The 12,854-nt window shown below is 42.0% G+C and carries 9 protein-coding genes; 8 read left to right on the top strand and 1 reads right to left on the bottom strand.

The annotated features are described in order from the left end of the window. From HJP15_RS20575 to HJP15_RS20560, 4 genes are all read left to right on the top strand, one after another. Positions 1-1,845: a glycoside hydrolase family 13 protein gene (locus tag HJP15_RS20575; protein ID WP_054206775.1), complete on the top strand. Its 1,845-nt coding sequence runs from the start codon at positions 1-3 to the stop codon at positions 1,843-1,845. A gap of 100 nt (positions 1,846-1,945) precedes the next feature. Then, positions 1,946-3,838 (top strand): alpha-amylase family protein, encoded by a 1,893-nt coding sequence (locus tag HJP15_RS20570; RefSeq protein ID WP_170174538.1) that lies wholly within the window; start codon positions 1,946-1,948, stop codon positions 3,836-3,838. Next, on the top strand, positions 3,828-5,315 hold the full coding sequence (locus HJP15_RS20565; RefSeq protein WP_170174537.1) for an MFS transporter: 1,488 nt from the start codon (positions 3,828-3,830) through the stop codon (positions 5,313-5,315). Before HJP15_RS20570 ends, HJP15_RS20565 begins: the two co-directional genes overlap by 11 nt. A 37-nt stretch (positions 5,316-5,352) precedes the next feature. After that, positions 5,353-7,761, top strand: coding sequence for a glycoside hydrolase family 15 protein (locus HJP15_RS20560; protein WP_170174536.1), 2,409 nt, complete (start codon positions 5,353-5,355; stop codon positions 7,759-7,761). A 124-nt stretch (positions 7,762-7,885) separates the two neighbouring features. Here the strand turns inward: HJP15_RS20560 and HJP15_RS20555 are convergent, their stop codons facing one another. After that, positions 7,886-8,350 carry a phage integrase N-terminal SAM-like domain-containing protein gene (locus HJP15_RS20555; RefSeq protein WP_249365905.1) on the bottom strand — a complete coding sequence of 155 codons (465 nt, stop codon included), beginning with the start codon at positions 8,348-8,350 and terminating at the stop codon, positions 7,886-7,888. 239 nt (positions 8,351-8,589) lie between these two features. On the opposite strand from HJP15_RS20555, the gene HJP15_RS20550 reads away from it, so the two are divergent. The 4 genes from HJP15_RS20550 to HJP15_RS20535 all read left to right on the top strand — a co-directional run. Beyond that, positions 8,590-9,192, top strand: coding sequence for a DUF998 domain-containing protein (locus HJP15_RS20550; protein ID WP_170174535.1), 603 nt, complete (start codon positions 8,590-8,592; stop codon positions 9,190-9,192). Between the two features lie 447 nt (positions 9,193-9,639). Further along, entirely contained in the window at positions 9,640-9,993 is a 354-nt protein-coding gene (locus HJP15_RS20545) for a hypothetical protein (protein WP_212760720.1), read from the top strand. 644 nt (positions 9,994-10,637) lie between these two features. Then, entirely contained in the window at positions 10,638-11,927 is a 1,290-nt protein-coding gene (gene ltrA / locus HJP15_RS20540; RefSeq protein WP_170174533.1) for a group II intron reverse transcriptase/maturase, read from the top strand. Between the two features lie 229 nt (positions 11,928-12,156). Then, the coding region (locus HJP15_RS20535; protein ID WP_170174532.1) for a transposase at positions 12,157-12,854 on the top strand (698 nt) is incomplete at its 3' end.

Here is a 12,854-nt window from a genome sequence, read left to right as displayed (position 1 = left end):
ATGAAATCACTCATTCAGATTTTTTTAGTAAGTGCACTTTTAACTACGTGCATAAACGTTAATGCAATGACGGCATCACCACAAAGCTGGTGGGTTGGTATGCAAACTAATTCATTGCAAATTATGCTTCATAAACAAAACGTTGCTAAGCATCAATGGCAATTAATGCCATACTCTGGCGTAAATTTACACAACATAATAAAAACAGATAACCCAAATTACGCCTTTTTAAACCTTGAAATAAGCCCAAGTGCAAAGCCGGGTACGTTAGTGTTTAATAGTACTGCGGGCGGGCGTTTTGAATATTCATTAAATGCGCGCAAAGCCAATAGCAGTAAACGACGTGGTTTTGATAGTAGCGACACACTTTATTTAATTAATCCCGATCGTTTTGCCAATGGCGACAGCACTAACGACAGCGTAAAAGGCATGTTAGAGGCTGCAAACCCAATTGAGCGAGGCGGGCGTCATGGTGGTGATATACAAGGGGTAATTGATGCGTTGCCATACTTACAAAAACTGGGTGTAACTCAACTTTGGCTAACGCCGCCGCTTGAGAACAACATGCCAAGTTATTCGTATCATGGCTATGCTATTACTGATTTTTACAAAATAGACCCGCGTATGGGTTCCAATGCACTTTATAGGGAACTGGCAGCGAAAGCCAAGCAACACGGCATCGGCTTGGTAATGGATTTAGTGCTTAATCACTTTGGCTCTGAACACGTATGGATGAAAGACAAACCCACCGCTGATTGGATCAATTTTAATGGCGATTTTGCAAATGGAAAACATGCAACCAGCCATGCAAGACAAACCATTCAAGATCCCCACGTCAGCGACTTTGATAAACGCCAGTTTAGTGATGGCTGGTTTGTTGCCACCATGCCTGATCTAAACCAACGCCAGCCATTATTGGCAAACTACCTTATTCAAAATGCCATTTGGTGGATTGAGTACGCTGATTTAAGCGGTATTCGAGTAGATACCTACTCATACTCTGACAAAGCCTTTTTAGCTAACTGGACCAAAGCAATCATGACCGAGTATCCACAGTTTAATATTGTGGGTGAAGAATGGACGTCAAACCCCGCGATTGCATCATACTGGCAAGCAGGCAAAGTAAATAATGATGGTTATACGTCAAGCTTACCCAGTGTGATGGACTTTTCATTGCAAGAATCACTTATTCAAGCACTTAATGAAGATGAAAGCTGGAACACCGGCTGGGTTAAAGTGTATCAATCGATTGCGAATGACTTTTTATACCCAAATCCAGATAATTTATTAGTGTTTGCTGATAACCACGATATGAGCCGAGTTTATACCCAGCTTAAGCAAGATCTTGCTAAAACTAAAATGGCGATGACTCTGCTGCTTACTACTCGCGGCATTGCACAAATGTATTACGGCACCGAAGTACTGCTTGATAACACAGGCAGTAACGATCACGGCGATATTCGCATTGATTTTCCCGGTGGTTTTAAAGGCCAAAAAAGTAACGCCTTTACAGGGCAAGGCTTAACAATTGATCAACGTGATATGCTGCAAACGATTAGCACCTTACTTAATTTTAGAAAACAAAGCGCTGCACTGAGCCAAGGTAAACTCACTCATTTTAGCCCAAAGGATGGGGTGTATAGTTACGCACGCACAAGCGAGAAACAAACCGTGCTGGTGTTTTTAAACAAACATGCTGAGATGAAAAGTTGGCCACTTCATTACATGGAAGAAGTGCTTGATAGTCAAATACATGCAACTGAGTTATTTACTCAACAAACAGTAAATTTAAATAAAGCAGTCACCTTACCCGCAATGAGTGCAGTGGTGTTAGTGATTGAATAGTGTGAATACGTATGCAGCCGCTGTTAGTCAGTGGCGGTTCACATTAGTATTAAAAATATAACAAAAATGACATGTAAATGTCTGAGTAAGTAATAAAATTATGACAACACAAAAAATCACCATTAGCACGCTCAAATATGGCCCATTAATATTAGCCAGTGGCTTACTTTTTAGTGGCTGCTCTGAAGAACCCGCACCGAAGGCTAAAGCGCAAAAAGTACACGAACACGTCACAGAACACTCTAAACCCGTTGTGTATCAAGTATTCACGCGTTTATTTGGTAATACGCAAACAGCCAATGTGCCATGGGGTACAAAAGAGCAAAACGGTGTAGGTACATTCAGTGATTTTAATGATGCGGCTTTAAGTGGCATAAAAGAACTGGGTACTACCCATATTTGGTATACGGGCGTGCTTCATCATGCGCTGGTGGGTGATTACAGCCAATACGGCATTAGTCAAGATGATCCTGATGTTGTAAAAGGCCGTGCAGGTTCACCTTATGCGATTAAAGACTATTACGACGTTAACCCAGATTTAGCCATCAATCCAGAACGTCGTCTTGAAGAATTTTCAGCGCTCATTACACGCACTCACCAACATGGCATGAAAGTAGTGATTGATATTGTGCCAAACCATGTTGCGCGCCACTATAAGTCAACCGCAAAACCTATGGGCGTTAAAGATTTTGGTGAGCAAGATGACACCAGCGTAGAATATGCGCGCGACAATAACTTTTATTATGTCACTGGGCAGTCTTTTCAAGTGCCAACCAGCGAAGGCTACCAAGTACTTGGTGGTAACGCGCATCCATTAGCCGATAATCTATTTGATGAAACACCCGCAAAGTGGACGGGTAACGGTGCACGAGCTGCCAAGCCAGATATAAACGATTGGTACGAAACCGTAAAAGTAAATTACGGTGTAAAACCCGATGGCAGCTATGACTTTCCTAGCTTACCAGCTGACTATGCAAACAAAGACTTAAGGGCGCACTTTGAGTTTTGGCAAGATAAAGAGCTGCCAAACAGCTGGTATAAATTTCGTGATATCGCGCTGTATTGGCTTGATAAAGGCGTAGATGGTTTTCGTTATGATATGGCCGAAATGGTGCCCGTTGAGTTTTGGAGCTTTTTAAACTCCTCTATTAAAATGCATAATCCAGAAGCCTTTTTATTGGCCGAAGTATACAACCCAGCACTATACCGCCCGTATATCCAACAAGGGAAAATGGATTACCTCTACGATAAAGTAGGCTTTTACGACACGCTTAAAGGCGTTATGCAAGGTAAACAAGCGGCAAATAGCATTTTTGCACCACAGCAAGCCGTTGCAGACATTGAACAGCACATGCTGCACTTTTTAGAAAACCACGACGAACAACGCATAGCCAGCCCTGACTTTGCAGATAATGCAGCAAAAGGTAAGCCCGCGCTGGTGGTATCTCACCTTATTAGCCGCGCGCCAACACTGTTGTACTTTGCTCAAGATGTAGGCGAAGACGGCTCAGAATACGCAGGCTTTGGTAAACCCACTCGCACCAGCATTTTTGATTACATTGGCGTACCCGCGCACCAAGCATGGATGAACAACGGCAAATTTGACGGCGGAGCACTCACGCCTGAACAAAGTCAGTTACGGAACTACTACAAAGCGATTATGGCGTTGAGTAAACACCCAGCAGTTGTTGCTGGCGACATGCAACCCCTTATCGTGACTGGCAGCGAGCACGTTGCCGCGTTTAGCCGCAGTATTGGTAATCAACAACTTTGGGTCGTGAGTAATTTTTCGAGTGCACAAACAATAGTCACCATTGAAATTCCAATGACCACCTTAGTTGATGACAAGCGTGGCGAGTTTAAGTTATTGGATTTACTAGAAGCAAACCAAACAGCTGCCATGACTATCAACGAAGAACACGCACAGATAAGTTTAACGTTAGATGCGCTTAGCAGTGCAGTTCTCACCACTGGAGCACACAATGAAAGATAACAAACCCGATTTAAGCTTTTGGCAAATATGGAATATGTGCTTTGGCTTTTTAGGTATTCAGTTTGGCTTTGCGCTGCAAAACGGTAACGTAAGCCGCATATTTCAAACATTGGGTGCAAACGTTGATGACATTCCTATTTTATGGGTGGCAGCGCCGCTAACGGGTTTAATTGTACAGCCAATTATTGGCTATTGGAGTGATAAAACCTGGGGAAAATTAGGCCGCCGCCGTCCGTTCTTTTTATATGGTGCAATTTTAACGACCTTATCGCTCTTCATTATGCCAAACTCGCCAACGCTTTGGATTGCAGCAGGCATGCTGTGGATCATGGATGCGTCAATCAATGTCACAATGGAACCTTTTCGCGCTTTAGTAGGCGATAACCTACCAAAAAAACAACGTGCAACAGGTTATGCCATGCAAAGCTTTTTTATTGGCGTTGGCGCTGTTGTGGCATCGGCATTACCGTGGATGATGACCAATTGGTTTGATATTGCTAACACCGCGCCTGCGGGGCAAATTCCTGACTCTGTAAAGTATTCGTTTTATTTTGGTGGCGTGGTTTTATTGGTCGCCGTGGGCTGGACTATTTTAACTACCAAAGAATATTCACCACAACAACTTGCAAAGTTTAACGAACAAGACCGCGATGCTGAGCAAGTCGACATTACTAACACCGTTAACTTTAGCAAAGGCGGCGCAATTTTTACCGCACTGGGCATGAGTGTACTTGCCCTTGTAATGGGGCTGGGGCTTGAAAAAGAGCTGTATTTACTCGCCGCTGGTTTAGTGTGCTTTGGGATTATTCAATTTATTGCCGGTACGTTAAAAGCCAAACAGCATACTGCGGGTGGTTTTTATCAAGTAGTCAACGATGTATTCACGATGCCAGAGGCGATGAAACAATTGGCGTGGGTGCAATTTTTTAGCTGGTTTGCGCTGTTTGCAATGTGGATTTACACCACCTCAGCGGTCACTAGCTTTCATTATGGTAGCAGTGATACCAGCTCTGCGGCTTATAACAATGGCGCTGACTGGGTAGGCATTTTATTTGCCGCGTACAATGGGTTTGCCGCACTGGCTGCATTATGTATACCGGTCATCGTAAAGCGCATTGGTTTAAAACTCGCTCACGCAATTAACTTAATTTTAGGCGCTTTGGGCTTAGTCAGCTTTATTGTAATTAAAGATCCTACCTTACTTATTTGGCCAATGATCGGCATTGGTTTCGCTTGGGCGTCTATTCTATCGCTGCCGTATGCCATGTTAAGCACGTCAGTACCGAGTCATAAAATGGGCGTGTATATGGGCATATTTAACTTTTTTATTGTGATCCCCCAATTACTGGCAGCCAGCATATTGGGCCTAATTTTACGTCACTTTTTTGAAAACCAACCTATTTACGCACTAGTATTGGGCGCGGTGTCGTTTGTACTGGCAGCGGTTGCTGTTATGCGTGTTAAACACGCGCAGTAACGCTTATAGCTAACAGATAAGATTTAAGGGTTTAAAAATGAAAAAATACAACATGATCACCACAAGTTTACTCATGCTTGGCTTAACGGCGTGTAGCTCAGAGCAAGCCTTAACAGACACCCCCAAAGTAACTGAGCAACTAAGCGCACCCGGTGCCCCAGGTATTGACCCGTTTTGGGCATTCGCAGGTAAAACAGGTATTGGTACTTCGTTTGAGCAATATCAAAATGGCGCTTATAGCGACAGCGCAGCGACGGGTAAAGTCTCAAAAGTATGGTTTTCGATAGCAAAAGGAGTGATCACCGAAACCATGTTTGGGCTAATTCACCAAGCACAAATTAAAGACATGCAGTTTGTTATTGTCGGTAAAGATTTTACCGTAACTGAAACGGATGATCTTGACGTAACAATTGACTACTTATATAAAGATGAGCACGGCCGCCCGTTATCATTGGCTTACAAAGTAACAAGCACAGATAAACAAGGCCGCTTCAGCCTTGAAAAACACATATTTACCGATCCAGACGGGCAAACTTTATTTGTGCGCAGTATTTTTAATACTCAGCTTAAAGGCGTAAAAGCCTATGTAACGGTAAATCCATACATAGATAACAATGGCCTGGATGATTTTGCAAAAACCACAGAGCAAGGGCTAGTTGCATGGCAGGGCGATAGTTACTTGTCATTACAAGGCGCTAAACCATTTAAACAGACCAGCGTAGGTTTTACAGGCAAAAGTGATGGTTTAAATGCGCTAAAAACGACTCAACAGCTTCCAAGCGTTTATCAAAATACCGGTGAGCAATCAGGTAATGTGAGTTTACTTGCCGAGCTGGGTGAGATTGGCAACAACAGCCAATTTGATCTAACCCTGAGTTTTGGCAACAACGAGCAAGCGAGCTTTAAGCAAGGCCAAGCAAGTTTAGCGCGTGGCTATCAACACGTACTTGATAACTACAACGGAAAAGGCGACGCATTAGGCTGGCAAGATTATCTACAAAGCTTAGCACCGCTCAATACCATGAGCGAGCAAACTACTGATAACGGCAAGCTACTTTACACCAGTGCCATGGTGTTAAAAGCGCAAGAAGATAAAACGCACGCTGGTGCGCTTATTGCTTCGTTATCAAATCCATGGGGCGAAACAGTCTCGGCCAAAACAGGTTCAACCGGTTATAAAGCTGTATGGGTGAGGGATTTTTATCAAGTTGCTATGGCGTTTATGGCACTTGGCGACACTGCTACAGCTAAAACTGCATTCGAATACCTTGAAAAAGTACAAGTAAATAATAAAACACCGGGCAACAAGGGCGATACAGGCTGGTTTCTACAAAAAACACACGTCGACGGCGAGCTTGAATGGGTGGGCGTACAGCTAGATCAAACCGCTATGCCAATTATGCTCGCGTGGAAATTGCACCAAGCAGATGTGTTAACAGATGCAGAGCTAACTGGTTGGTACGGGCGCATGTTAAAACCTGCTGCTGACTTTTTGGTAGACGGTGGGCGCGCCAAAATTTTGTGGAACGACATGCAAATAACACCGCCAGCTACTCAGCAAGAGCGCTGGGAAGAGCAAGCGGGCTATTCACCATCAACCACAGCCGCCGTTGTAGCAGGCCTTATTACTGCTGCTGATATTGCAACACTTGCAGGTGATGATCAAAATGCTAAACGCTATCTTGAAACCGCTAAAAAATATAATAGCGGCATAGAAAGCATGATGTTTACCACCGCAGGTAATTTAGAATCGAGCCATTCAGACGGTGAGTATTTTATTCGAATTGGCCAAGACAAAGACGCCAATTCAAACACTAAAATTAATGCTAATAATGGTCGTGAAGGCTTTAATAAAAAGCAAATTTTAGACGGTGGCTTTTTAGAGTTAGTACGTTATGGCGTGCGCGATGCACTTGCTCCAAGCATTGTAAAAACCTTGCCAGAGTATGACGATGAAACGTTAGCCGATAACTTACAAGTTAAGTACAGCTATCAGTTTAGCGATGGCAGCGGCTCATTTCCAGGTTTTCGCCGTTATGGTAACGACGGCTACGGTGAGGACGAAGTAACTGGCGCAAACTACGCCGAAGGCGGGCAAAATACCCCCGGCCAACGTGGGCGTGTATGGCCGTTTTTTACCGGTGAGCGAGGCCATTACGAAATTGCCGCCGCAAATGCCACGCAATCGTTAAACGCAGACAAGCAACACGCCATTAAAAACACGTATGTGAAAGGGTTAGAGCAGTTTGCCAACGAAGGCATGATGCTGCCAGAGCAAGTATGGGATGGCGTAGGCAACAATAAAGCAGGTTATACACTCGGCGAGGGCACCAACTCCGCCACTCCGCTTGCATGGACACATGCAGAATACGTTAAGTTAGTACGTTCTTTAAGCGATAAGCACGTATGGGATCACTACCCAGTGGTTGAACAAGCGTTGAAGTAAGTTGGTTTAATCAGTAATACTAAGAGCCACGGTTAACAGCCGTGGTTTTTTATGGAAATTTAAAGTATCAATGCTGTATTAAGTCATGTAGCAGCAATTTTATATCGCGTATAGCACAAAATATCTAAGCCTCAGCTATGATAATCTCGAAAACGGGCTCACTACGCCATTGGCACCTTGTTGCAAAACATGGGTATAGTAAACTTGCTATCAAATAATGTCGTTTATTTATATGTTTAAAAAATAGCGATACCTCAGCTTGTGTTAGTACGACAGGAAGTTTCTGCTGACGGCTACTCTTAATGAAATTTAAATCTAATGAAAGCTCATTCCTAATAATATGTTTATATAAAAAAGCAAGTGCATTTAAAGCGGTTGCTTGTGTTTTCGCTGCCACTTTCTTAGTGACTGTTAGGTGATTTAAAAATATTTCTACTTCATTATTCCCCATACTGGCTGGATGACGCTTATTATGGAAATGGATATAGGCACTCGTCCAAAATACATAAGTTTCAATAGACTTTTTAGCATAGTGATGGCTATACATATAGTCGATAAGATTATTAAGAAAAGGGGATTTAGTTTTCATTTTAAATGCCATTAACTGTGTTTATATACAGTGCTGGTGATTTTCCTTCTAAGTCAAGAAATGAGGACACTTTCCTCTTTTTTACACATCATTAAAAGAACAGCCCAACTTAAAGTTTAAAGCTGGCAATGTGTTCCAGTATTTGTTATTAATTATAAGAATAAATAATAGGACATACATTGCTCATAAAAAGAGGAAAGTGTCCTTTGATAAAGTTGTTAGCCGAAAAAGGAAGTACGGTGAAAAATCTAAACTACTGGTTACTGAAACAAGCTCATATCATTTGGATCGCTTCAATAGTGAATATAGGGCTTGGAGTTGTCATTCCTGATTTTGATTTCGTTGCAAAAAGTATTAGTTATGTTGCATTAGAAGATCCAATTTATGCTTATACCCACCGTATAGCTGACATTATCATTGGGTTATCTATGTGTGGTTTCGCATTTGCAATGCAATCACTCTCGCTAAATCGATTTTCTACCGCAATGTTAGCAACATCCTTGTTTGGTATAAGCATGATTAGTGCGGGAATTTGGACACTAGAAACTCCGCTTCATCTTCTTTATAACTTATCAATATTCATGATTATTGCTCCTATGGCTTTTGCTCTTGAGTTTAAAAATGTAATTAAATCTAGTGTATTTGAAAGTTTATCTGTTGCTGTTACTGTATTGCATGTTTTTATGTTTTGGCTTATTTACGCAGGGTTTATTCCTCAAGAAATTAATGGTTTAATCCAAAGGTTGTGGGCAATTCCTACAATGGGCTGGTTTGGTATTGCAGCGTATAAACTTGCATGTTGCCAATTTTCGGCTAACAAGTCGTTCAAGCAGGACAAATAACAGTTGGCTATTTGCTCGTGCCTCGCTTATTTTAGCCAACATATTATTTGCCTCTTAACGAGGCGTTATATGGCTATGGAGTAATAGATGCAATTGGCACCCTCAAAAATAAAAGTTACTAAACTTGGTATTTGCCTCAGTGTAATTATGATTAGCATTTTATTTTACGGTTATGCGCAAGCAATTTTTGCTCCGCAGTCAGCTTTAGGCTCGTTAACATCGTCATGGTACGGTTTTTTCTTTTGGTCACTGTTGGTTATTAGTCTATTTATTTTGTTGGAATTTTTAGCAACAAGATATTCGAAAGTTATATTTTTTGATTCTGAGTAACCATATAACAAGAATTTCAAGCGGGACTGCTAACAGTTTGCTCGGTTTCGCTTCGCTACACATTTTAGCAAACAATTATCAGCCCCTTAAATGGGCGTTATGTTTCTTAAGGTAGCTATGTATAACGGTTCAGATTTTAAGGTTAAATACCGCTTTTATTCTGAAGAAGAAGGTGGAAGGAAATATACTCCTCATCAGGGGTATAGATCTGACTGGGCTTATGAAATTGAAGACGAACTTAGGTTATATCGAATATGGCCAACGTTTCTTGATGAAAAAGGTGAACACTTTCAAAAGTATACGTCAGTATCTAACTCGGGAGTGGCTGAAATGACCATTGTTGTACTAGAAACTAAAAATAAACTTCACGGTAGTCGAGTCAAAGTTGGAGTGAAAGGGTATTTTATGGAAGGTTCTAAAATAGTTGCGGAAGCTGAAGTTATTGAAGTTACAGGGCTAAACGAAACATAACAAGTCATTTCAGCAGGACAAAAAACAGTTGGTTTTTGCTCCTGCGTCGCTTATTTTAACCAACTATTTTTTGCCTCTGAATGAGGCGTTGGTGCGTCAAGCTAAGCTTGATCCATCTTGCAGGGTGCAAGTCCCTGTCGGGCAAGGTCTAACTAACCACCCGTATTGAGTGTTGCGCCTTTGGCGGAGTGTGGGATTAGCAATTGCTTATCAGTTATGAAGATAGCATCACACGAACAAGATTGGCGAAGCGTACACAGAGAATTATGTAGGCCATAGGGATTATCGTGATCCTGAAGTGCTGATATCGCTCCGATAAATATTAGATCTGACTGACGAGGTTTGCAACGCCACCGAAGTCCATGCAAAATAGCCGTGTTAGTAAGGCTGTGGCGAGTCAGCGGAGTTTCAAAGCCGTGGCATGTATATAGAGATGGTTTGAGAACTTGAGAGATCCAAAGGTGTTCCATAAGGATGGTGGTAGGGAAGCTTAACGAAAAGCAAAGCTAACGATGACCCTTTGGAAGTCAGATCAGCCCATAGTAGTCTGCGCAGGGGAAAGCCCTGTACATGGCGAAGGAGCTGACAGTTTTATCGGGTACTAAGTCGACACATAGACCGGACAAAGTAGGGCTGGAAATACTATGACAACAACACTTAATACCCTCGCATTTAAAGCACATACTCACCCTAAGCACAGGTTTCAGAATCTATATGGATTGCTAGATGCCGCAAGCCTGTATGAAAGCTGGGGGCAACTCAATAAATTAGCCAGTCCCGGTATCGATGGCATCACGATGCCAAAATACAAGACGACGCTAATTGAAAATATCGAACGCTTAAGTCAGCAACTCAAACAGAAAAGTTATCGAGTTAATGATATTAAACGCATCTACATCCCAAAATCCAATGGTAAAGAGCGGCCGTTAGGTCTTCCAACAGTAGATGACAAACTTGTGCAACAAAGTGTTAGTCAGATCCTGCAAAGTATCTGGGAGCAAGACTTTATGCGCAATAGCTATGGGTATAGGCCGAATAAAAGTGCACATCAAGCAGTACATAGCCTAACAATGAATCTTCAATTTAAAGGATACGGTTATATCGTTGAAGCTGACATTAAAGGCTTCTTCGACAACCTTGATCATGAATGGCTGATGAAAATGTTAGCGTTACGCATTGATGATAAGGCAATGCTTAATTTAATCAACCAGTGGTTAAAAGCGCGGATAAAATCCCCCGATGGTGTATTTACAAAACCATCGAGTGGCAGTCCCCAAGGTGGAATTATCAGCCCAGTGTTGGCTAATATATATCTGCATTATGCTTTAGATCTCTGGTTTGAAAAGAAAGTAAAGCCGAGGATGCGTGGAAGAGCAATGATGATACGTTATGCAGATGATTTTGTTTGCGCGTTTCAATTTGCAAATGACGCAGAGCGCTTTTATAAAGTGTTACCCAAGCGATTAAAGAAATTTAATTTAGACGTTGCGCAAGACAAAACATCATTAATGCGATTTAGCAGATTTCATGTTGGTCGAAAACGTCACTTTGCATTTCTAGGGTTTGAGTTCTATTGGGGCACAGATTCAAATGGTAAGCCACGACTTAGGCGACGAACGGCTGCGAAGAAGCAAAAGACGACGCTGAGTGAATATTATCAATGGATCAAAGCAAGGTATTCATTAAAATTGAAAAACTGGCTACCTCAATTGAGGCGAAAACTGATAGGATTTAGAAATTACTTTGGTTTACCAGACAACAGCCGTAGCATATCCAAAATATATGACTATGTGCTACATAGTTTATATAAATGGCTGAACAGGCGCAGTGGTCGACGAAGTTATAACTGGAGTAATTTCAAGAAGATGATAGAGTATTTTAACATTGAGAGTATCAAAGTCAGCAAGCGAAATATCCTTGTTGATTGGTACTAGGGTCGTGTGTTTTACACGAGCGAATATATAACTGAAGAGCCGGATGCGGTAGTTCCGCACGTCCGGATCTGTGTGGGGTCGGCCCAGTAATGGGTCGCTCTACCACGATAGGTTGTAGAATTACTCTTTTTAGGAACTGGTTCTGCACATTTGACTTGATTGCTTTTTAACCTTGAATCCACTGGGTTACTGTGATCTAATAGATATTATTCACCCACGGTAAACTGTTATGGCCAACTACAAGCCTGACTTATCCTGCCAAAATAAATTCATTCCTATCAATTTTTCTGAGCAAATTTTGCCGGGTACATTTGAATATGCGCTTTGTTATATTGTCGAAAATAAACTCGACTTGTCGGGCTTTGACGCGTGGTATAACAACGACAAAACAGGCGCGGCAGCGTATCCGCCCACGGTGATGTTAAAGATTATTTTACTCGGTTATGCGCATGGATTAATTAGTAGCCGCCGAATAGCCAAGGCCTGTGAGAACAATATTTTGTTCATGAGTGTGTCGGGCGATATTCAACCTCATTACACATCGATAGCGGGATTCGTGGCGAAAATGCATGAACAGATTGAGCCATTATTTACGCAAGTACTGATGATATGCGATGAAGAAGGGTTGATAGGCCGCAACATGTTTGCGATTGATGGCTGTAAATTAAAATCAAATGCGAGCAAAGAATGGAGCGGCACATTCGATGAGCTAGGGCGTAAAAAAGCAAAATTAGAACGTGCAAGCAAACGTATTATTGAGCGTCACCAATCGCAAGATGGACTGGGCGATGAGTTCATTGAACAAGACTTAAAGCAAAAAGAAAAACTGGATAAAAGCGCAGAGAAAATCACAGACTTTCTCGCCACACACAAAGAAAAAACAGGCAGTAAAGGCAAGCCGATTAAAAGCAATATTACCGACCCTGA

The sequence above is a fragment of the Pseudoalteromonas sp. NEC-BIFX-2020_002 genome (genome assembly GCF_013002825.1).
Classification (GTDB): Bacteria; Pseudomonadota; Gammaproteobacteria; order Enterobacterales; family Alteromonadaceae; genus Pseudoalteromonas; species Pseudoalteromonas neustonica.
The sequence above is the reverse complement of the archived record's forward strand: the minus strand, read 5'-3'. Positions and strand labels throughout refer to the sequence as shown.